The 21,056-nt window shown below is 65.1% G+C and carries 21 protein-coding genes and 1 pseudogene; 3 read left to right on the top strand and 19 right to left on the bottom strand.

The window, feature by feature from the left end; genetic code table 11:
- Positions 1-57: 57 nt before the first annotated feature.
- Positions 58-465, top strand: coding sequence for an Hg(II)-responsive transcriptional regulator (gene merR, locus LAJ50_RS11820; protein ID WP_003098939.1), 408 nt, complete (start codon positions 58-60; stop codon positions 463-465).
- Between the two features lie 261 nt (positions 466-726).
- On the opposite strand, the gene LAJ50_RS11815 is transcribed toward merR, so the two are convergent.
- The 9 genes and pseudogenes from LAJ50_RS11815 to LAJ50_RS11775 all read right to left on the bottom strand — a co-directional run bounded on the left by LAJ50_RS11815 (position 727) and on the right by LAJ50_RS11775 (position 8,934).
- Positions 727-1,551, bottom strand: a complete 825-nt coding sequence (locus LAJ50_RS11815; RefSeq protein ID WP_003098941.1) for a hypothetical protein — start codon at positions 1,549-1,551, stop codon at positions 727-729.
- Between the two features lie 288 nt (positions 1,552-1,839).
- Positions 1,840-2,118, bottom strand: coding sequence for a hypothetical protein (locus LAJ50_RS11810; protein ID WP_003116828.1), 279 nt, complete (start codon positions 2,116-2,118; stop codon positions 1,840-1,842).
- 97 nt (positions 2,119-2,215) lie between these two features.
- Positions 2,216-2,953: a hypothetical protein gene (locus tag LAJ50_RS11805; RefSeq protein WP_003116829.1), complete on the bottom strand. Its 738-nt coding sequence runs from the start codon at positions 2,951-2,953 to the stop codon at positions 2,216-2,218.
- Between the two features lie 83 nt (positions 2,954-3,036).
- On the bottom strand, positions 3,037-3,723 hold the full coding sequence (locus tag LAJ50_RS11800; RefSeq protein ID WP_003116830.1) for a hypothetical protein: 687 nt from the start codon (positions 3,721-3,723) through the stop codon (positions 3,037-3,039).
- Between the two features lie 182 nt (positions 3,724-3,905).
- Positions 3,906-4,298, bottom strand: a complete 393-nt coding sequence (locus tag LAJ50_RS11795) for a hypothetical protein (RefSeq protein ID WP_003116832.1) — start codon at positions 4,296-4,298, stop codon at positions 3,906-3,908.
- A gap of 21 nt (positions 4,299-4,319) precedes the next feature.
- Positions 4,320-4,532: a hypothetical protein gene (locus LAJ50_RS11790; protein ID WP_003116833.1), complete on the bottom strand. Its 213-nt coding sequence runs from the start codon at positions 4,530-4,532 to the stop codon at positions 4,320-4,322.
- 337 nt (positions 4,533-4,869) lie between these two features.
- Positions 4,870-5,052 (bottom strand): annotated as a pseudogene (locus LAJ50_RS20285) (hypothetical protein); the annotation flags it as partial.
- 465 nt (positions 5,053-5,517) lie between these two features.
- Positions 5,518-6,018: a signal peptidase II gene (gene lspA / locus LAJ50_RS11780; protein ID WP_003098955.1), complete on the bottom strand. Its 501-nt coding sequence runs from the start codon at positions 6,016-6,018 to the stop codon at positions 5,518-5,520.
- 3 nt (positions 6,019-6,021) lie between these two features.
- A complete protein-coding gene (locus tag LAJ50_RS11775) occupies positions 6,022-8,934 on the bottom strand; it encodes a heavy metal translocating P-type ATPase (RefSeq protein ID WP_003098961.1) in 2,913 nt (970 codons plus the stop codon).
- A 91-nt stretch (positions 8,935-9,025) separates the two neighbouring features.
- Here LAJ50_RS11775 and cadR point away from each other — a divergent pair, with 91 nt between their 5' ends.
- Positions 9,026-9,424, top strand: a complete 399-nt coding sequence (cadR, locus tag LAJ50_RS11770) for a Cd(II)/Pb(II)-responsive transcriptional regulator (RefSeq protein WP_003098965.1) — start codon at positions 9,026-9,028, stop codon at positions 9,422-9,424.
- Positions 9,425-9,878: 454 nt separating this feature from the next.
- On the opposite strand, the gene LAJ50_RS11760 is transcribed toward cadR, so the two are convergent.
- Complete coding sequence (locus LAJ50_RS11760; protein WP_003098970.1) at positions 9,879-10,115, bottom strand: hypothetical protein; 237 nt, start codon at positions 10,113-10,115, stop codon at positions 9,879-9,881.
- A gap of 384 nt (positions 10,116-10,499) precedes the next feature.
- On the opposite strand from LAJ50_RS11760, the gene LAJ50_RS11755 reads away from it, so the two are divergent.
- Entirely contained in the window at positions 10,500-11,135 is a 636-nt protein-coding gene (locus tag LAJ50_RS11755; protein ID WP_003098972.1) for a cation transporter, read from the top strand.
- A gap of 723 nt (positions 11,136-11,858) precedes the next feature.
- On the opposite strand, the gene LAJ50_RS11750 is transcribed toward LAJ50_RS11755, so the two are convergent.
- The 9 genes from LAJ50_RS11750 to LAJ50_RS11710 all read right to left on the bottom strand — a co-directional run bounded on the left by LAJ50_RS11750 (position 11,859) and on the right by LAJ50_RS11710 (position 21,049).
- Positions 11,859-13,889 (bottom strand): DNA topoisomerase III, encoded by a 2,031-nt coding sequence (locus LAJ50_RS11750; RefSeq protein WP_003116834.1) that lies wholly within the window; start codon positions 13,887-13,889, stop codon positions 11,859-11,861.
- Between the two features lie 283 nt (positions 13,890-14,172).
- Positions 14,173-14,613 carry a single-stranded DNA-binding protein gene (locus LAJ50_RS11745; protein ID WP_003098976.1) on the bottom strand — a complete coding sequence of 147 codons (441 nt, stop codon included), beginning with the start codon at positions 14,611-14,613 and terminating at the stop codon, positions 14,173-14,175.
- Between the two features lie 73 nt (positions 14,614-14,686).
- On the bottom strand, positions 14,687-15,214 hold the full coding sequence (locus LAJ50_RS11740; protein ID WP_003098978.1) for a DUF3158 family protein: 528 nt from the start codon (positions 15,212-15,214) through the stop codon (positions 14,687-14,689).
- On the bottom strand, positions 15,211-16,002 hold the full coding sequence (locus tag LAJ50_RS11735) for a PFL_4669 family integrating conjugative element protein (protein ID WP_003116836.1): 792 nt from the start codon (positions 16,000-16,002) through the stop codon (positions 15,211-15,213). The genes LAJ50_RS11740 and LAJ50_RS11735 overlap by 4 nt, the downstream gene beginning before the upstream one ends.
- Positions 16,003-16,431: 429 nt before the next feature.
- Positions 16,432-17,670, bottom strand: coding sequence for an STY4528 family pathogenicity island replication protein (locus tag LAJ50_RS11730; RefSeq protein ID WP_003116837.1), 1,239 nt, complete (start codon positions 17,668-17,670; stop codon positions 16,432-16,434).
- Between the two features lie 3 nt (positions 17,671-17,673).
- On the bottom strand, positions 17,674-18,234 hold the full coding sequence (locus LAJ50_RS11725; RefSeq protein ID WP_003090097.1) for a DUF2857 domain-containing protein: 561 nt from the start codon (positions 18,232-18,234) through the stop codon (positions 17,674-17,676).
- A 14-nt stretch (positions 18,235-18,248) separates the two neighbouring features.
- Positions 18,249-19,928, bottom strand: a complete 1,680-nt coding sequence (locus LAJ50_RS11720; RefSeq protein ID WP_004350508.1) for a ParB family protein — start codon at positions 19,926-19,928, stop codon at positions 18,249-18,251.
- The gene (locus tag LAJ50_RS11715) at positions 19,921-20,190 is read right to left on the bottom strand and encodes a hypothetical protein (RefSeq protein ID WP_003050422.1); all 270 of its coding nucleotides are present in this window, start codon (positions 20,188-20,190) and stop codon (positions 19,921-19,923) included. Before LAJ50_RS11715 ends, LAJ50_RS11720 begins: the two co-directional genes overlap by 8 nt.
- Positions 20,174-21,049 (bottom strand): ParA family protein, encoded by an 876-nt coding sequence (locus tag LAJ50_RS11710; protein WP_003098988.1) that lies wholly within the window; start codon positions 21,047-21,049, stop codon positions 20,174-20,176. The genes LAJ50_RS11715 and LAJ50_RS11710 overlap by 17 nt, the downstream gene beginning before the upstream one ends.
- Positions 21,050-21,056 lie beyond the last annotated feature (7 nt).

Genomic DNA, 21,056 nt, shown 5'->3' with positions numbered 1-21,056 from the left:
GGGACTTCGCTTGATGCTGTAACGTTACTTCCGTAGTCAACTACGGAGTCAAGCGCCATGGAGAACGCTCAAGAGAATCTGACCATCGGGGCCTTCGCCAAGGCAGCCCGGGTCAACGTGGAGACGATCCGCTTCTATCAGCTCAAGGGCTTGCTACCCCAGCCGGAGCGGCCCTACGGTCGCATCCGCCGCTACGGGCAGGCGGACGTGGCGCGGGTGAAGTTCGTGAAGTCAGCCCAGCGCCTGGGATTCAGCCTGGATGAAGTCGGCCAGCTCCTGAAACTGGAGGACGGCACCCATTGCAGCGAGGCGGCCGAACTGGCTGCTCACCGGCTGGCCGATGTGCGCGCACGCATGGCGGACCTCACGCGGATGGAAGAGGCCCTGTCGACGCTAGTGAGAGAGTGCAACGCGCACCATGGCAATGTTTCCTGCCCGTTGATCGCAGCTTTGCATTGCTGCTAAAGGGCCCACTTCGGCTCTTAGCGTACGATTTTTTTCCGTTTTCTGAGACGACCCCTGATTGGCGATGGCTTCGGTCAGCACGGGGCGCAGGTCAGCGCCTTTGAATCGCAGTGACATGGATGAAATCTCCTGTGTGGAAGAATGAGAAAGGCCTCCATCCGATGGGATGAAGGGCCTGTAGTGCACGCGGCCGGAACGGCTGGAACGCCGTGGCGGATGCCTCGGGTCAGCCGCAGGACCGCCCGGTTTCGCTGCGGGGCGTCATGCCGGGACGGCCTGGCGCTTGCGGGCCGCTTTCGCGTCGAGGATGCTCACGTCGATCTGGCGCCAGCGCCCGTCGTCGATGAGCCTCTCCAGCACTTCGCCGAGCATGTCGAAATACACCTCGTCGTGCCGATCGACCAGTTCGACCGATTCACCGTTCTGACGGTGCAGTTCCACCACGTAGGTGTCTCCGCCGCGGTCGTAGAGGATCGTCACCCGGCCCTCGAACTTCGCGGTCGAGACCGTGAAGCTGATCGCCGGCGGGGTCTCGATGATCTTGGAGGGCGTGGGATCGACCCAGGTGAAGTCGCGGGCACCGGCATCCACCAGCATGTGGGTGATGCGCCGGAAGCGATCGGGGGCCGGCATCTCCTCCAACTGCTCGATGAGCTGGCCCAACTCCATGCACTGCGGCGTGGGAATGGGCAGCTTGGCCGGCGCCGAGCCGAGGATGTGCCTCGTGATGGTGTACGGCGTGCCGTCCGAAGTCTCCTCGGTGATGACCTCCGGCGTGTCCGCGCGCAGTCCGTCGAAGCGACGACGGGCATAGGGTTGGACATGCACCTTGGCGCCTTCGGCAGGAACCGTGGTCACCAGGCTGGGATCGAGCACCGCGAACTCGGAAGGCTTGAGCTTGACGACGATGGCATCGTCGGTCGCGGCGACCACCTTGCCGTCGAAGGGTTGGGGGTCGATGGCGAAGCCCAGCGTTGAGGACAGCGGCTGATCATCGAACACGCGGTACTTGAACGACCGCACGTTGCGGGGCACATGGCCTGCGACCAGCGAAGGCATCATGGATTTGATGAGGGAACGATCCATGGGGAAACTCCTTGAGGAAAAACAAGGGATTCCCCGCCCGCAAGGGAGAGGTCCCTTGTGGGTGGCGTGGATGGACGCGGTAGGTCCGTAGGAAGAAACGACCAGCACGGTTTCCCGCGCTTGCAGCCTCGAAGGTCTCGACTGCCTGGGCATGTGCCGGCAACGCCGACGAACATGGGGCAAGCATGGCCCTGGGGCGGTCTGCCTGCCCGCAGGAAACGGCACCGCACCACAACCGTTTTCCTGTGCTGCGGGCAAGAAAAAGCCCCTCGAAAGGGGCTGGAGGAATCAGGCTTGGTACACGAAGTAGTGCTCGCGCTGACGCGGAAAGAACACGTGTTTCCACGTGTCGCCGCTTGTGTTGCCACCGTCGAAGACGACCATTTCGTAGTCGTCCACGTCGGTGTCCACCAGGTCGGCGCTGGCGATATGGCGCATGTGCAGCGTGCCGCTCATGCGCTCGAATACCAGGATCTGGCCGATGGCATCTTCCTGGCTCATGGCGTTGACGCAGGCTCCGAGTTGGTGCTCGAAGTCGGATGCGGGTGTGATGAGGTCGGGGAACATGGGATCGCTCCTGTGAAAGTGCGCCGGCCCGGCTCTCTGGCGGGAGACCGGGCCGGCATGCGGTGAGGACAAGGAAGGCCGGGGATGTGTGTGGCAGCTATTCGCCGGCCAGCGATAGGCCCGGCAACACGGGTGCGTCGGCATCGAGGATGAGGATGCGCACGTCGGCCTGGCCGGCCAGTTCAAGGATCTGTGCCAGCTCGTCCGGCATGCCCTTGCTGCGGTGCTCCTGCCGAAGCTGCTCGGCGGCGATCCCCTCGACGTCCTGCAGGTGCTGGTCCGTCCAGGGCGTGGAGATCAGCTTGACGCCGATCGCCGGGCTGTAGGGAATCCGGAACGCGATGAACAAAAAGGCCTCCGGCGTCGCGAGGTCAGCCAGGTTGGCCAGGTACTGGCCGGTTTCGCGGCTGATGTGCGCGCTGCTGATTTCCCAGCACCGGCTGTAGTAGCCGGTCTCGAAGCTCAACCGCTGCACGACTTCCCGTGCGGCCTCGGCCGAATAGGTGTCGCCAATGTGGACGGGGCGGCCGTCGAAGTCGTCGCCGTGGATCGCGTACACCACGGCACCCACCATGCCTTCGCCGCTGCCCCCTTCAGCCGCGTCGCATTCGGCGATCAGTGCGGCGCCGACAGGTTCGGTGCCAGTCCTGACCACCGCGAAGTCGCTGGTGATGATGCAAGGAGAAGAAACCAGCGCCGCGTCGCAGAGGTGCTGCTGGCTCGGGTGGATGTTTCGCCAAACATGCGGGCTTCCGTCCTCGTAGCTGATGGACAGCGTGCGGACGATTTTCAGATTCCAGTAGCCGCGTAGAAAGGGATTGGGATTCTGGGACATGGGATTTCTCCAACAGAATAATGATGGAGCAAATCCCCGCCACCGGGAATTGACCCCGGTGGGTGGAAAGAAAGGAAACAGCGTCAGGTGACGCTGATCGTTGGCGTTTGGGCCAATCGCTCGGCGACGCGCCGGCGCAAATTCATGCGGAATGGCTCGTCGCTGACGCCCGCCAGCAGATTGATGGTCTCCAGCGCGATCAGGGCCGAAGCCTCTTCGATGTCGGCGGCCACAATGGTCTTGCGCAATTGGTCGCCGAGCTGGAGGGCCTGGGAGGAGGAGCTGATGAAGCGGACCTCGCGGCTCAGGTAGCAGCCGTTGCCGCCGAACTCGAACAGCCGCGGCTTGCTGCAGTACCAGCAGCCCTCGAACTGGATGGCGGTCAGGTGGTGCCCGTCATCGAACCGGGTGGCGATCAGAAACAATGCGTCGAGATCGGCGGTGTCCTCGAACGAATGACGGTCGATCAAGTTCCCCAGCTCTTCGTCCTCATCGGCACGGAAGTGCACGGCGAGCAGTTCGAGCAGCGGCGGGATCGACAGCCCTTCGTCGTCCGGCATCGGAATACCGAGTTGCGTGGCCAGGTCTTCCAGGCCATCGAGCACGTCCGGCCATTGCGGATTGGTGGTCTCGGCGATCTGGGCGATGTAGGCCTGCCCGTTGCCGGGGTGGCTCTCGTCCAGCGCGAAGGCGCCGAACAGCGCCTGGATGACGGGCGTCACACGGTCGAGCACGAGAACGCCGGTGGCTTCGTAGTAGTTGTTGGCCATGAAGGCTCCTTTCGATGAATGAACGGAGCCAGCCCTTGCGGACGATGGCATCCGCAGGGGAAACCGCCTGATGCCGGATGGCGCTGGGCGGGGAGAAAACGCGAGGGACATGGCCTCGAACGAGGCGCATGTCCCTCATGGGGTCCCGTGAACGCAGTGATGAAGGTGTGCCAGGGACCGGCTCACCAACCGCTGTAGTTCAGCAGCAGGTCGGCGATCACCTGGCGACGTTGCAGATCGAGACCATCGAAGTCCGACAGTCCTTGGAAGTGGCAGCGCTTGAGCATGGCACCGCCCTCGCGCGCGTTGTAGAAGCTGAACATGGCGGACAGGAACATGCGTTCCCCGCTGCTCAGGACGCCGAGTGCGTCGTTGGCACGCAGCATGTCGGGACGCAGATCCCACTTGCTCTTTGCCTGGTTCAGGCCTTCGCGCGTGCCGTCGCCAAACCATTGCGGGCCTGCGATCTCGACGCCGCGCTTCCAGACCTCGAAGAAGGCTTGGGGCGCGGCGGCGAAATGCTGCTCTTCCCGCATGATCTGATCGACGACTTCCTGGGGCAAAAGCTGGTTCATGACGTGGTTCCTCCAGTTGGATCAGGGTGTGGCGAGCTGGGACCAGCCGCCTCTTTCGAGGGCACGTTGAGCCGCGGCATAGCTGCGGAAGTACTGGCAGGATTCCCGCGAAACGGGACCTTCTGTATCGCGCGTGCCGATGTAGTGGCCGGCGGCGCTATGCAGGATTTCGAGCGGCAGGAACTTGCCGCAATGGATCAAGGCCAACTGGCCGAAAGAGGCTTGCTGGGACATGGACGGGCTCCTTGGAAAAAGCGGGGCCTCGTCCCTCACGGGATGGCAGCTCCCGCACGCGGTTGAGAAAAAAGCATCGGCGTCACGGGTGACGCGCGTCCGCAGACTCGATGCGATGGCGGACTGGCGGGTAGCGCGGAAAGAATCCGCGGCAGCCTGGAAACTCTGGCTGCTGGCATGGTGCTGACGAATCAGCGACACATGCGGGCAGCTTCATGCGCGAGGCGAGCCGCGTCAGCCGGAAATCGGCATTTGCAACAGCCCCGATTGGCGAACGCGGAAAAAAGAAAGCCCCGCAATAAGTGCGGGGCTGTCAGGAGGATGAGGCGAAACTGGGTCAGCGAGGCCTGTCGCCCAGTACATGCTGCTTCCACAGGGCGAATGCCTCGTCCGGTCCCAGCTCTGCGAGGATGACGATGGGCTGGCCCCGACGGGCACGCAGCGATGCGAAATACGCTGGCCGGTCGGCGATGGCGTTGAGCTTGATGCCCTTTAGGAACAGCAACTGGCGGGGGCGAACTTTGGTGGTAACGCAGGCATGATTGCGCTTGTTTGGGGCAAAAGGGCCAGCGAAGCGGGCGGACACGGCCAGAAAACCGCGACGAACTACTTGTACTTGCCAGGCGAGGCGAACGGGTGACATCAGCATATCGCTATGCGGTAAAGAAGACCGTCCTAAAGCTTGCAGGATCCCGGCATAGCTTCATCATCACCTCTCCGTGACGGCTCATTGGAACGAAAAAGGCCAGCATCGCCGTGATGGACTTTCATAATTGCCAGGTCAACTGGCTTGCGTGCTGTTTATTCACAGCAAGGCATTGCGACGTCGTTGCAGCAATCGCCGCCATCGCAACAGGGCGTTGCAGCAAAAGCGGCGGTGGGCGCTAGCATGAGGGCCAAGCCGCGGCCGCTCATGCTGGGGGCCGTTCTCTTCAGATTGGTGTCCTGCACCGTGTGCATTGCGAATTTCCGGATCGTCCCAATGTCACTGGGACTCCTTTGTGGCGGCCGGGTTCTCCACGCTCATGAACGACTGGGCCACCAGCGCGATCGCCCCGCCCACGATGGCCATGTCAGCGATGTTGAAGGCGGGCCAGTGCCAGCCGTGCAGGTGAAAGTCGATGTAGTCGATAACGTGCCCGCGCGTGGCGCGGTCGAACGCGTTGCCCAATGCGCCGCCCAGAATGAGGCTGTACGAAAGGCCTTCCGTTTTGCGCAGCGGCCGGGAGAGCAGCCATGCGAGCCATGCCGATATTGCGAACGCGATCGCCAGAAAAAACCACCGCTGCCAGCCGCCCGCGCCAGCAAGGAAGCTGAACGCCGCGCCGGGATTGAGAGCGTGAACTAGGTTGAAGAATGACGCCACCTCGTGCGACCAACCCAAGGGAGTTGTCGCGTCAATGTAGCTCTTAGCTGCCTGATCGCCGGCGAATATAACGATCGCGAGTGAGTACCACTGCGTCTTGCGAAGAGATGGTTCATCCATTGTTCATGCCGCCTTGAACTTCAGGAGGCGCAGCCCATTGACGACAACCAAAAGACTTGCCCCCATGTCAGCGAACACAGCCATCCACATGGTGGCATGCCCTGTGAACGTCAACGCAAGGAACACCGCCTTGATGCCAAGGGCCAGAACGATGTTCTGCGTGAGGATCGCCGCAGTGCTACGCGACAGCCGGATGAAGGCGGGGATCTTGCGCAGGTCGTCGTCCATCAGGGCGACGTCGGCTGTTTCGATCGCGGTGTCGGTGCCGGCCGCGCCCATGGCGAAGCCGATGTCGGCACGGGCGAGCGCGGGCGAATCGTTGATGCCGTCGCCCACCATGCCCACCTGGCCCTCGCCGCCGACCAGGCTTTCGATGGTCTTGAGCTTGTCTTCGGGCAGTTGGTCACCACGGGCTTCAGAGATTCCGACCTGGGCAGCGATGGCCGCGGCCGTGTGCTGGTTGTCCCCCGTCAGCATCAGCGTGCGCACACCCAGCGCCTGCAGGTCGGCCACCGCCTCACGGCTGGTTTCCTTCACGGTGTCGGCCACTGCAAAAATGCCGAGCACGGTCGCATCGTCCATCAGCAGGATCGCTGTCTTGCCTTGGCGCTCCAGGGTCTCCAGCCGAGCCTGGAGCGTCGCTTCGCTCAGGCCCAGCTCCTGGGCGAGCCTGTGGTTGCCCATGTGCAACATGCGCCCGGCGACGCGGCCGCGCACGCCGCGGCCAGGCAGCGCCGCGAAGTCGTCGACCTCGTGCAGCGCGATGCCGTCACGGTTCGCCTTGCGGGCGATGGCCTGAGACACAGGATGGTCCGAGCGTGCCGCGAGGCTTGCGGCCCAGGCGGCAACTTCCTGCGCCTCGCCGATCAGCGGCACGAAGTCGGTCTGCTCGGGCTTGCCATGTGTGAGTGTGCCGGTCTTGTCCAGGGCCAACGCCTTGAGCTTGCGCCCGCCCTCCAGGTAGACGCCACCCTTGATCAGGATGCCGCGTCGGGCGGCAGCGGCCAAGCCGCTGACGATGGTGACCGGCGTGGAGATGACCAGAGCGCAGGGGCAGGCGATCACCAGCAGTACCAGGGCCTTGTAGACCCAGTCAAACCATGCGCCGCCGAAGGCGAGCGGCGGCACGACGGCAACCAGCACGGACACCGCGAACACCGCCGGCGTGTAGACGCGGGCGAACTGGTCGACGAAGCGCTGCGTGGGCGCACGGCTGCCCTGCGCGGACTCCACGGCATGGATGATGCGCGCGAGCGTCGAGTCGCTGGCGCCTGCGGTCACCTTGTATTCGAAAGAGCCGGTCTCATTGATGGTTCCGGCGAAGACCTGGTCACCTTCGGCCTTCTCGACGGGCAGGCTCTCGCCGGTGATGGGCGCCTGGTTGATGGCCGATCGACCCGAGGTGATCAGGCCGTCCAGTGCGATGCGCTCGCCAGGACGCACGCGGACCACCGCGCCCTTTGCGACCTCCTTGGCCGGCAGCTCTGTCCATGAGCCATCGGCCTGCCGCACGGTCGCGGTCTCGGGCGCCAAGTCCATCAGCCCCCGAATGGCGTTGCGGGCGCGGTCCAGCGACTTCGCCTCGATCACTTCCGCCAACGCGAACAGGAACATGACCATGGCGGCCTCCGGCCAGTGGCCGATCGCCATGCCGCCGGTGACCGCGATGGCCATCAGGGCGTTCATGTTCAGGTTGAGGTTCTTCAGCGCGATCCAGCCCTTCTTGTAGGTGCTGAGGCCGCCGGTGAAGATCGAAACCAGTGCCAGCACGATCACGGCCCAATGATTGCCGTCGTTGACCCAGTACACGCCTTCGGCGGCCACCGCCGCAACGCCCGAAACCGCCATCGGCCACCAATTGGTCTTGTGCGCGGCCACCGGGGCATCGCGCGGCTCATCAGTCCTCTGGACCTCGGCTTCCATGCCCAGCGATTCGATGGCTTCGACTGCCGGCTTGATCGCGTCGGGTGTGTGCCGAACCGTGAGCGTGCGCTGCATCAGGTTGAAATCCATTCCCTGCACGCCCGGCATGCCTTGCAGCTTGCCGCGGATCAGACTTTCCTCGGTCGGACAGTCCATCTTCGCGATGCGAAGTACCGTGGTGGCTGTCTGCATGTCCTGCCGCGCAGCCTGCATTCCAATGGAAGCAAGCGCCTTCTCGATCGGCGCTGAGGTCGCCAGCGTGTGCTGGACTCCCAGCACACGCTGCATCAGATTGAAGTCGAGCGCGGTCACACCCGGCAGCTTGCCCAGCCGGTCGCGGATCAGCGCTTCTTCCGTCGGGCAATCCATGTTCTCGATCCGGTACGTCACCCGCTCGCCGATCGGCGGCGCGGAAACGGCAGCGGTTGGTTGCTGCTGCAGGGCCGAGGATGGGATCACAGCCGCGGCTTCGATCGGCCCCGTGTGGCCGAAGGTCTGCTCCTTGGCGCGCATGCCGATCGAGGCCAGGACCTGCTCCATCTGCGCGCGTGCCTGAGCGAGGTGTTTCACCGACAGGGTGCGCTCAGCGAGGTCGAAGTCGAGGTCCTGAATTCCCTCGACTGCCCCGAGGTGCGAGCGGATGAGTTTCTCCTCGCTCGGGCAGTCCATGTTCTCGATGCGGTAGGTGGTCGACACGGCGGCGTCTCGGACAGCCTGAGCCTTCATGCCCACCGAATTCAGCGCTTGCTCCAAGGCATCGGCCGAGACTTCGCGGTGCGAAATGGTCAACAAACGCTGCGGAAGATCGAACAGGAGCCGCTCGACACCGGGCATGCCCTCCAGCGTTCGCCGCACCAGTGCTTCCTCATTGCGGCAATCCATGTTGCTCACGTGGAAAACGGTGGTTTCAGTGCTGGCCTGCTCACTGGCGCACGCCGTCTGTTGGCCATTGCCGCCGGAGCAGGCGCATGGGCTGGAAGGTTCTTTGTTCATAGATCGCTCTTCATTGACAAGGTTTTCCCCGGATGCCATCATTAGAAAACCTCTAGTAGATATAGAGTCAAGTTTTTTATAGGAAGCAACCATGATGCGGATCGGTGAACTGGGCAAGAAGGCAGATTGCTTGGTGCAGACCGTGCGCTTTTACGAGTCAGAAGGCTTGCTGCCCGAGCCTGCACGTAGCGAGGGCAACTTCAGGCTCTATGACGAAGTCCATTTGCAGCGCTTGCTGTTCATCCGCCGCTGCCGGGCGAAGGACATGACGCTGGATGAGATCCGTCAACTGCTGAACTTACGGGATCGGCCAGAGTTGGGCTGCGGCGAGGTGAACGCGCTGGTCGACGCTCATATCGCGCAAGTGCGGACCAAGATGAAGGAATTGCGCGCCTTGGAGCGCGAGTTAATGGATCTGCGACGCTCCTGCGATAGCGCCCGAACCTCGCGCGAGTGCGGCATTCTCAACAGCTTGGCCGAGCCCGCCTGAAGCTCGAGCGTGTCATCGGTGCTGGAAGTGATCGGGTCCAGTTCTGAGAGCCACGTGCCGCGCTCCATCATGCGAAAGCGCGCGATTCTGACGTTTTGAGACGGCGTGCGACCGAGGGCGTGGCCCACAGGAGCCAGCGCGAGCCGGACGACCTGCGCGCCGCAATCTCCGCCACCTTACGGGTTCTCCAGGCCAGACCGAGCATCGCGGCGTGGCTGCGCAGGTGCAGGTGCAGGCCAAGGTAGCAGTGCGCCACGACGCGGCCCGACTCATGGGCACGCCACGCAACTCGCGATCGCTTCGCAAGAAGCCGCAAGGCCCGACTCGCGCAAGAATGCGACGTGGGCAAGATCGTATAGCCAGCAGCGCAAGCGTTTGCCGCTGCTGGCCGGCTCCGGAAGGGATAGACAAGCTGCGGGCCGTAGTCCATTGGAAAGTCCATCTTTCTTGAGTGTCACTCTTTGGCGCCCAGCGTGTGCTTTTGCGACCGGAAAGCGCTGAACAAGTGGCCCCCGGGCATCCAGAAATCGCCGTAGTTGACTTGGGCGTCTTCGTGCTCACGCTTGTGATGCCAGCGATGGGCTTCAGCCACCCCGATCAACAATCCCAACGGCCCGACCCGGTATCCCAGATTGGAGTGCTGGAAGGCCAGATGCACGACCAAGAAGCCGAGCCATGCGCCGACGGCCAACCACAGCTTGGAACGCCGCTACTGGCTCAACGGGGAGTGGAAAGGCCGCCCGCCCTCTAGCAAGGCGGCACAAGCGAGCGCGACGATCACTGTGAGTAGCTCCGTCGGAAAAGACGGCCGGCCGGTCGCGAGCTCGCCGAAGAGCACAACCGCAGTGGCGCCACGGATCAGTGGATAGCAGCCATACCGGATGACAGTCGCAATGAAGGGGGCGCATTGGTGCTCATCTGTTCTGTCCTAAAGCTCTGACTGGATTGGAAAACCTTCTAGCTACGGTAGAGTCAAGGGCGTCCGGGAAGACCCTGTGGCAAGTTCGTTGCATCTGCGCCTTGACTCTCCAGCCGCTACAGGCTTCAGCATCCATCGATTTGGAAGGAACAATGCATGGCTGAAAACCACAGAAATCACGAAAACGACGAGTTGGGCCGCCTAGATGCGAGCGATGCGAAGGACCGAAAGATTCTTCTGACTGTGTTGCTGATCAACCTGACGCAGTCCGCCGCCGGCATTGCCCTTGGCATCTGGGCTGGCTCTACGGCGCTGATGGGCGCCGGGTTGGACAACCTCGCCGATGCGTCGGTCTATGCGGTTAGCCTGTATGCCGTCGGTCGTGCGGCAACGGTCAAGGTGGGCGCGGCCCGCTTGTCGGGTTTCTTGCTAATCGGCCTGGCCGCGCTGCTGCTGTTGGAAGTCCTACGCCGCTTCGCTGGAGGGGAAGAGCCTGTCGGCCCAGCCATGATGGCCATGGCCGCGCTGAACGCGGCTTTGAACCTAGTGTGCCTCAGACTACTGCGCCGCCATCGCGGGGAAGATGTGAACTTCAAGGCGTCAGCGATCTTTACCAGCAACGACTCCATCGTCAATGGTGCGATTGTGCTGTCCGGGGTGCTGGTGATGGGGTTCGGGTCGAACATCCCGGATCTGGTGCTGGGCGTCATCGTGGCCGCAATCGCAGCGAATGGGGGGCGGGAAATCCTGCGCGAAGCATCGGAAACAGCTCGCCGTAAGGCGGGCACATAAGGCATGTTTTCGCCCAGTTCATCCCGAGGTTTACCTCTGCAAAAGAGGTAGTCCAGCCTTTGGGCTACGGCCTCGGCTGCAGCCGAGCGTACCATTGGCGATGGCCGCGCGATAGGCGGGCATGCCGTTCTCGACCTCCGTCTGCCGTACAGCAGCGGTGCGCAAGGTTGAGGGTGCATGTCGTCTCTCCTGTTCGTGTGGCCCAGGCCAATGGCCGGGCCGGGACGTTGATGGGCAGGAGAATGGCGCCGAAGGCCCAACGGCCTTCGGCTCGGGAGAAAAGAGGAACCACCCGTGGGCTGATTGGCAGGCCCGGTCGTCGCTAGAACCGTCTGCTCATCAAGCAATCACACCCGGCCCATGTCGTGGCTGGGGCCGGCATCGTCTGGCGCACATCCGCGCACAAAGGGAGCCCGTTTTTGCACCGGCGGGCACCGGCACCGATTACCGCTGACCACGAAGGGTCTCCCGGTGGCTCGTGCAGCCTGGCAAGCCACCGGGAGACCCTTCGCAGAGGGCGGAAGAAACGCAGATCAACAGAACGCGCGTGGTGCGGCTCGCAGAGAAGCTACCTTCAGGTCCCGCGGCCGGGGACGGCTGGGCGGGACGCGCACACGGATCAAGAAGGCGTTGCGCGCTGGGCGTCCCGCAGGGCATGCGGCGGAGTGCGGGACAGGGGCCACGCCGCCGAAGGCGGGCACGGCTCACGGGGAACGGGGGCGGTCAGGAGCCTTTGCGGCCGCTACGGCGCGGGCGCGAGGCGCCGCGCTTGGAGCTGCCGGATTCGACTGGCAGCGTGCCTTTGCAGTCCGGGTAGCGGCTGCACGACCAGAACGGGCCGCTCTTGCCGCTGCGCTGGCGCGTGGGTGCGCCGCACTGCGGGCATGCCGGCCCTTGGGGAACCTTGATGGACAGGGAGGCGCTGCCGTACTGCGCAATCAACTGCGAAATCCACGCGGCCTGCTTGCCGATGAACACGTCCAGGGTGAGCTGTCCGGCCTCGATCATGTCGAGCGCCTGTTCCCAGACGGCGGTGGTGCCAGGGTCGGCAATCGCCGCAGGCACGGCATCGATCAAAGTGAAAGCCGCATCCGAGGCGCGGATGGCGCGCCCCTTCTTCACGAGGTAGCCGCGAGCGATCAGGCCGCCGATGATGTTGGCCCGCGTCGCTTCGGTGCCGATGCCAACCGTATCCTTGAGCTTCTGCTTCAGGCGGGGATCGGACACCAGCTTGGCGACGCCTTTCATGGACTTGACCAACTCGCCTTGCGTGTACGGTTTGGGCGGCAGCGTCTTGAGTGCCTTGAGATCGACGTCGGCCACCTGGCATGCCAGGCCCTCATACAGTTTCGGCAGCGCGGGCAGCACCTGGGCGCGGACCGCAGTATCGCCCTCGCCATCACCGTCTTCGGCCTGCGGCTCGGCGAGCACCTGGCGCCAACCCGGGATGACAACCTGCTTGCCCGTGGCCGCCAGGTTCTGCCCCCCGCACGAAAACTTGGCCACAGTGCGGTCGAACTCGTGGTGAGGGAGGAACTGCGCCAGGTAATGCGACCGGATGAGCCTGTACACGGCCAGTTCCTTCTCGCTCATGGCGGAGAGCTTCGCCGGTTCGAGCGTCGGGATGATGCCGTGGTGCGCCGTGACCTTGCCATCGTTCCAGGCGCGCGAGCGCTGCGAGCGGTCGAGCTGGCCCATGATCGAGCGCAGCGAGGGATCGGTCTTGAGCAGGCTGTCGAGAACGGTGGGCACTTCGGCAAACATGCTCTCGGGCAGGTAGCCGGAGTCCGAGCGGGGGTACGTCGTGGCCTTGTGCGTCTCGTACAGGGCTTGGGCAATCTCCAAGGTTTCCTGCACGTCCAGCCCAAGCTGCTTGGAACACACTTCCTGCAAGGTGCCCAGGTCGAACGGCAGCGGCGGGCCTTCGCGGACACGCTCAGTCTCCACCGACACGACGTGGGCACTGCCCGCAGCGCGGATCTGCTGCATGGTCTGCTGTGCGACCGGCTGCCGCAGGCAGCGGCCTGCGTCGTCGGTGCACGCATCGGGTGGAACCCATTGCGCGGCGAAAGTCGAACCGCCTGCGAACAGGGACACGGCGATGGCCCAGTATGGTACGGACACGAAGCGCGCGATCTCGCGGTCGCGGTCCACAACGAGCTTGAGCGTCGGGGTCTGTACGCGGCCGACCGACAGCACGCCGTCGTAACCCGCCTGTCGCCCCAGCACCGTGAACAGCCGGCTCAGGTTCATGCCCACGAGCCAATCCGCACGGGAGCGCGCCAGCGCCGAGTGGTACATCGAAAGCGTCTCGGCCGAAGGCCGCAGCTTGCCCAGTGCCGCCCGAATGGACGCATCGTTGAGCGCCGACAGCCACAGGCGTTCGATGGGGCCGCGGTAGCCGCAAAGCTCCACGATCTCGCGGGCGATCAATTCGCCCTCGCGGTCGGCATCGGTGGCGATAACCAGGTGAGTCGCCTTCGCCAAGAGCGCCTTGACGACCTTGAATTGCGTGGCGGTCTTCGGTTTGACCTCGACCCGCCAGTGCTGGGGAATGATGGGCAACTGCTCAACGGACCATCGTTTGAGCTGCTCGTCGTAGGCCTCGGGCGGCGCCGCCTCCACGAGATGGCCGATGCACCAGGTGACCGTGACGCCGGAACCGTTGAGGCAGCCTTCACCGCGCTGCGTGGCGCCGAGAATCCGGCCAATGTCTTTGCCCTGGGAGGGCTTCTCGCACAAGAACAGCCGCATATCCGTCCATCCCGATTCCTGTTGTTCATGGAGTTGCTGGGATCGAGGATGCCGAGCGCAGCCCCTGGCAGCAGCAAACAAGCCGCATGCGGCAGCGACCGCTTTCACGCCGATGAAATGGCGAGTGCGGGGAAGGTGCGTGGCCGGAAGTGTGCGGGCCGAGAGCCGCGATTTCCGGGAGCGCGCGTGGAACTCGGTGGACGTTGGTGGAGCTATCCCCTGGGGATAATTCGCAGCGCATGGAGGGCGGCGAAGCACTGCGGCAGCCGCCCTCCATGCCCGATCACTTCCTGCGCTTGGTCTCTTTCGGCGCCGTCGATTCCTGGGTGGCCTGGGGCTTCGGCTCTGCCTCCTGTGGCTTCGGGCTGAGGGCCACAGACTCGATGCGGTACGGCAGGATGCCGACACTGCGCGCGTTGACCTGCCAAGTCTCACGCGGCTGATCTTCGTTGTCCGTCCAGGGGTCGCGCTCCATGCGGCCGACGACCAGCACCCGCATGCCCTTCTGGTAGAGCTGCTGCCAGCGGTCGGCGTCGTGGTGCCAGAGTTCCACCGGCGCCCAGAAGCCGCCGCGGTCCTCGAACTCGCCGCCCTTGGTGGGGACGGGGTTGTCGAAGTACACGTTCAGCCGGAGCAACCGGCGAGGATCGTCGTTGCCATTGGGGAATTCGCGGTACTCGGGAGGCGATCCGATGTTGCCCTCGCCGATGAATTGTGTGCTCATGTTGGAATCTCCGTGGTGGTTGAAATACCCGTGCCTCGTTGGGCTCGGGCGCGTGCTCGGATGGCAGGCGCAATCACCGATCGCGCACTGCGGCAGGAACGGACGCGAGCCGGCGCAGGTAGGTGTTGTCCGCCTGCGCGGCCTTGCTGGCGCATTCCTGTGCTTGCCTGCCCAGGGTGTGCAGCAGGCTGATCTGCATGTTCAGCATGACGCGCTGCAGTTCGATCTCGTGCAGGTCGTGCAGCAGGTTGACCGGCGTGCTGGGGCTCGCCATCAGCTCCTGCCACAACGCCACGCCCATGGCCGATCGATCGTGCTTGCGCCAGCGAAGAAAGGTCGTGCCTGCGCCAGTGGTCTGCTGGGCCAGCTCGACGGGAAGCAGGTGGAAGGGATGCCCGCACGCCTGTGGCAGCACCTGTCGCTGCGCCAGGGCAATCAACTCGTCGCGCATGGCGAAGCACTGGCTGGCCCAGGCCTCGAAGTCCCCTTTACCTTTAAAAGGCTTTAAAAGGCCTTTTAGAGAGGCCGCGTGTTCCAGCCGCATGAAGGCTGGCTGTTCCAGACGACGGAAGTAGCGCGGTTCGCGGTTCGGGTCGCTCATGCCGGTTCGTCCTCGCCGGCGGCTGTGGACTTGGCCTCGGCCGAATCGGCGGCAGCGCCTTCGTCGGTGGGAGATGCGGCTGCGGCAGCGCTATCACCACGCTGTTGCAGACCACGGCGCACGACGGGCGGCGCAAACTTCGAGCGGCGCATGCCTTCGAGCACGTCCTGCGGCAGTTCGCCGAACTTCTCCAATGCTGCCCGAGCTGCGGCGTTCTTGGCCGCGAAGTCGTCGCGGGTGCAGCCCGAGTAGCGGTATTGCTGGGCCAGGCTGAACAGGCTGCGCAGCGCGTGGGCACCTTCGTTGAGCCAGCGCTCCAACGTCGAGCGATCGATCAGCGCGGTGTGGTGGGCGAGGATCAGCTTGCGGGCGATGTCGTCGTAGTCGGCCAGCAGATAGACGGCGGCAAAGCCGAGCTGCGCGTTCACGAACAAGGGGAGCTTCACCGGCTGCACGTTGAGGTTCTCACCCAGGCTCAACGCCGCAGGCACGCCGGCCAGTGCCTGGTCAACCTGCTCGCGCAGCGATTGCAACGTGGTCCTGGTCTGGTCGAGCTTTTCCTCGATGCGCAACATCCACCAGTCGCTGTACGGGTCGTCCTGCTCCGAGCCGCGCTTCATCTTGTTCATCACGGCGATGTAGCCGTTCAGGCCGACGATGCCGGGTCGCCCCTCGGCGGCGGCGCGGCCATGCCAGATGCGCGAGGCGTGGTGGGTGTGCAGCGTCAGCGACATCGCGCTGCGCAGGGAGCCGAGGTTGAGTTGCAATGGTTCGTTGCTGGTTGCCATGGTGATCGCTCGCTGGTGGACAGGGAGCCGCCAGCATCCGCATGCAGCGGAAGGCAGTCAGTCAACAAACCGAAATGAGCCGACCCCCGGTTCTGTGCGCGCTGGCGGCGCAGCGCGCAACGGTCCCCTGGGGACCGCTCCGCAGATGGGCACTCACATCGGCGTTCCCGTCCTCGGTTGTTGACGGTATGCGTGCTGCACCGCACGTCGCGCTGCCGTTCGACACGATCCTTCGCCGCGCAGCCGTCCCCAGGGGACCGTTCCGTTGAGCGCCATGGAGGTCTGCTTCATGGTCTTGCATGCGCTCTACTCAGGTTTTGCGCAGCATGTCGCGCCGTCGCCCGGCGCTTCACCGCACAGCCGTCCCCAGGGGACCGTTTCTGCCGACCGCCATGGAGATCTACTTCACGGCTTTGACAAGCCCTGTGCTCAGGATTTGCGCAGCAGATCGCGCAGGCGCTCGATGTGCTGCCGGGCCACCTCGGGCGGCACGACGTTGCGCGGCGGCTCGGTTGGTGGCGCTCGCGCCGCCGATGGTGTTGGCGGTGCCGGGCCGGTCTGCTTGGCCCAGGCATTGAACTCGCCGCGCATGGCGCGCTGGATGATGCCGAACAGATAACCGGCGGGGTTGCGGATGCCATGCTTGCCGCACCGTGCGGCCCATTCGTCCAGCACGGCCTGCCGCAGGGCAGCGTCCACCTGCTGCAACGCCATCTTGGCTCCGGCCTGCTGTTCCGCCTTCAGTTCCGCGAAGCGCTTGGGCCATTGCAGGTCGCCCAGCGCACGCGCCTGCGCGGTAGTACGTACTTCATCAATACGACTACTACGTACTGTACGGTCCTGCTTCGAATTCCGAAGAGCGCCGTCTGGCGCGGGTTTCGGCCCTGCTTCGGATTCCGAAGATGGGCGATCGCCATTCCGAAGAAGGCTCGCGGGCCCTTCTTCGGAATCGTGGACCGCATCCTCCTGTGGATAACTTTCGGAGGCGGTGATGCCCTGGTCGGCCAGGCGCTCGGCGAGCACTTGCAGCCGCGACGGCAAGGTGCGTCCGGACAGCATCGGGTCGTCCGCGATCTCCTGGAGGGTGTTGAGTCCCACCACCTGGACGGCCTTGGCCGAATGCCCCAGCGACTGGCTGACCAGGGCCAGGTAGTCGGCGTCGAGTTGCATCGCCTCGAACGGCGTCAGCGGTTCGTCGTGCAGGACGTAGAGGTTGCCGAGGATGCGACCGGTCTTGGGGTCGCGCCGTCGTCGCACGAGGCTCAGCCAGCGCGTCAGGCGCAGCAGCGTCAGCGCCCGCGCCACGGTCTCATGGGAGGCCTGGCCTGCGCAGGGCATCGACGCCAGCCAGGGGCGCAACTGCTCATAGGTGGGAAATGCCGTGACGCCATCGTCGTTGAGCATCAATCGGAACACCTGCCAGGCGTTGCGCTCCAGCGGTGTCAGGCGGCGGTCGAGGAACAGCCGCCGCGGCACGCTCTCGTGCCGATTGCCACTGAACAGGAAGGCGTCGCCGGACGTAGGAGGCGTGGGCGTTGGAGCAGGCAGGGACGCGGGAGCGCCAGAGCTGGACTTGGGCGCGAGGTCCTTCAGCGCAGCGTCGAACAGGTCGGCGAGTGCGATGGGGCCAGGGCGCTGGGCTCGTGGGGCGGTGTCGTCCACGGCCATGGCCTAGCCCAATCCCTGATCGACCCAGTTCCTGATCGCGGCCCAGACCACCGAGAGCGGCAGCGACATGCCCTCGGCCAGGTCCATGGCCGCATCGAGAATCGAGGTCTCGTCCTCCAGATCGACGTTCCTGCTGCTGGTCACGGCTTTCCATTGCCGCCACAGTTCGGTGTCCTGGGTCTCGTCCAGGACGGGGTGGCGCCCCTTGCGCTTGGGCAGGCCGAGGATCTCCCGCCGCAGGGCGACTTCCTGATGGGTCAGGCCATAGAAGCGGCTGACCATCTCCGTGCTGGCCCCCAGCCGCAGCATGCGATCGACCGTGGCGATTTCCTTCTCCACGTCCTGTGCCTGGTTGAGCAGGCGCTGCAGCACTTCGCGGTTGACCGTGACCGAGCACCACGAGACGCTGGCGTTGGCCAGCACGCTGATCAGCGCGGGGTGCTTGAGCGCATCCAGCTCGGCCTCGCCGAAGCCCATGGCCTTGCAGCGGCGCAGTTGGCCGTTGCGAAGGTCATACAGCGCCTGGGCAATCACGGCCTGGTTGAGCGGATGCGATGTGGACATGCGGCCTCCCTCGCTCACGTCCCGGGCGCCGTGGTGCCGGCTTCCAGGTCCAGCAGACGCCGGGCGAGGCGCAGCAGCCGAAAGAGCTTGACCAACGCCGTGTCGCTCAAGCGCCTTGCGCCGCTGCCATGGCCTTGGCTCTGGCCGTGCAACAGGGTCGGCAGGTCGGCGGCGAGCTGCGCGCCGTCCAGGCCCGCTTCGGCGACGGGCTGACCCGTCAGGGAAGTGAGCAGCGTCAGCACCGCGCGGCCGAGCGGCGACGGGGCTTGGCCGCGGGCGCGGCACGCAAACCCGATGCCATCGGCGCGATCCTCGATGCACTCGTCCAGGCCTGCCTCCCCGGCGATCTCGCGCGCGAACTGCGCGATGTGGATGCGCAGCCGATCGGGCGTGTCCAGGCCGGCGTCGATGTACCAGACGTCGGAGATCGGATAGAGTCCGCCGGCTTGCACCGGGATGGACTGCAGCACGCTCGCCGAGAAGTCGGGCGGCAGCGCATCGCCCAACTGGTCGGCGACCATGCGCTGGATCGATTGGAGCCGTTCTGTCGTCGGTGCTGGCGAGACGATGTGCTCGCGAAGCAGATCGCCCGGTGCGGCCGGCTGGCTTCCCGTGGCCGCTTCGCCAACCGCCGTGTCGTCGTGGCGCAAGGTGGGCTCGGACGCCGGAGGGCTGGCGGGTGGAGGACCGGCCGCCGCTGCAGGCGTGGCGATGGACGATGCTGCGCCCGGCGGAGTCGGCGTGCCGGCGGTGGGCGAAGGCAACGCCGGCTGCGCCGCAGGTGGCGTCGGGTCACTGACCAGCGCCCGGTGGCGGCTTTCCGATTCGGTCAGGTCCAGCGCCAGCACGTCGTAGCCGATGCCCAGCAGCTCGGACATCTGGCCGATCAGCTCGTCTTGCACGCGCTGCGGCGCGAACTCGTCGCCCTGCGTGTCGAACTGCGCCAGCACCTCCTGAAAGAAACTGTCGAAGTCCAGCGGCAGCGAACGGTCCTTGGCGTAGTGCTCCCAGGTGCGTTTGCAGGCCGTGCGCATGACCGACAGCCGCTCGACCTGGTGGCGCCCCAGGCCGCCATAGAGCACAGTGGGAATGGCGGGCAGCAGGTAGCGCACCGCGTCGGCCATGCGGGTGATGTGCGACCGCTGGACGGGGAAGCCATCGGCCGCCAGGCGGCGGGCCAGTTCCGACTGGCTCAGGGCGGCGCCGCTCTCCTGCTCGTAGAACTCCCGTGCTTTCTCGACGCCGAGCGCGCGCTCGATGAACGTGAGGCCGCCGCGCAGTTCGTTCTCGGCAAGATGCCCGGTCAGCGCGACGATTTCACCGCGCTCCGGCCATGGTCGGAACAGGCACGATATGCGGAAGAAGCGTTCTTCCTTGGTCTCCGACCAGAGTTCGCGCAGGATCGCCAGTCGCGTGTTGCCGCCGTTGCGGATGATGTAGTGGTCCTCGCCGGGCCTGCGCGTGATGGCCGGCGCCGCGTCCAGGCCGCGCTCGCGGATGGATGCCTTGATTTCCTCGTAAGCCGGGTTGCGCTTCATGCGCGGGTCATGGTCGTAGGGCCGCAACTGGTCCAGCGTCACGACCATGGGCGTGTCCGCGATCGGGTCGCTCAAGGCCGTAGCCGCTGGGCCGCTGCGCTCGAAGCCGGCCGCGAGCAGCTTGCCTGCCATGTCCTGCGAGGTCATGTCAGCCATGGCCGCACCCCTCGCAGTCCCCACGACCGCCGGCCGGCGCCATGCGGGCCTCTCGCTCGGCGCGGCGGATCTGCGCACGGGCGTTCAATTCGGCCCGGTGGTCACTCGCTGTCGAACTCGTGTAGATCGCCGCGCAGCCGGCCTTGGTGAACTTGAGGTGCCCGCCCGGCGTGCGCTTGACGTGCCAGCCCTCACCGACCGCGAACTCGATCAGGGCGCGCAGCCGCTTGTGGCCGCGGGCCAGCTCATGTGCGTTCGCCATGGGGCCTCCCAGGATCAAGAGGTCGCTGCGGGCGGCCGGATACTTGAGCCAGTCGGTCCTGCCATTGCGGGAACAACTCGCTGGCGAGCGCGCGCATCGTGTCGAGCGCGGCAGGGGCGACTCTGCCGGGCGGCTGGCGGTGCTCGACCCGATGCACCGGCAGGCCGCGCGTTGCGGCACGTGGATACGCTTCTATGGCCGGCACGTCGGTGGCGAGCACGCGGATGCCGGCGCTGTCCTGGAACAGGTCGCGCAAGGCCTGCTGGATCAGCCGTGCGTTGGCGGACACCGGGTGGACGCGGTTGATGAGCAAGTGCAGCGGCGGCGGTTCGATGCCCAGGTGCCGGTACGGCGCAATGTCTTCGAGCAACTGCATGGTGCCGCGCCGCAGCTCGCGTGCCGCGAGGATCTCCGGCGTGACGGGCGACAGCGCGAGATCGGAGGCGAGCACCGCCATCTCCAGCAGCACGGAACGCGCGCCCTGGGTGTCGATCAGCACCAGGTCGTAGAGGGGAGCAAGTGCTGGCAGCAGATGCCGCAACCGCAGGCGGCCATCCGGCGCATGCAGCAACAACGTGTTCAGCTCGCCCCGGTGGTCGTCGGACAGCACCAGGTCCAGGCCCGCGATGATCGTGCGGGACACGAGCTGGCCAAGGTCGCGCTCGTTGAAGGCCAACAGCTCATAGATGCCGCCCGGCGCGCGCTGGGTCAGTTCGTAGTAGGAGGACAAGGTGGGCTGCACGTCGAGATCGAGCAGCAGCACGCGCAGGCCCGCGTCCGCGGCGAGCCCGCCCAGGTTGGCGGCCGTCGTGGTCTTGCCGACGCCGCCCTTCGTTGAAATGATGGACACGACCTGCATGGCGCTC

The organism is Pseudoxanthomonas sp. X-1, assembly GCF_020042665.1.
In the GTDB taxonomy this organism is placed as follows: Bacteria; Pseudomonadota; Gammaproteobacteria; order Xanthomonadales; family Xanthomonadaceae; genus Pseudoxanthomonas_A; species Pseudoxanthomonas_A spadix_A.
This window is presented reverse-complemented; position numbering and strand designations above follow the sequence as displayed.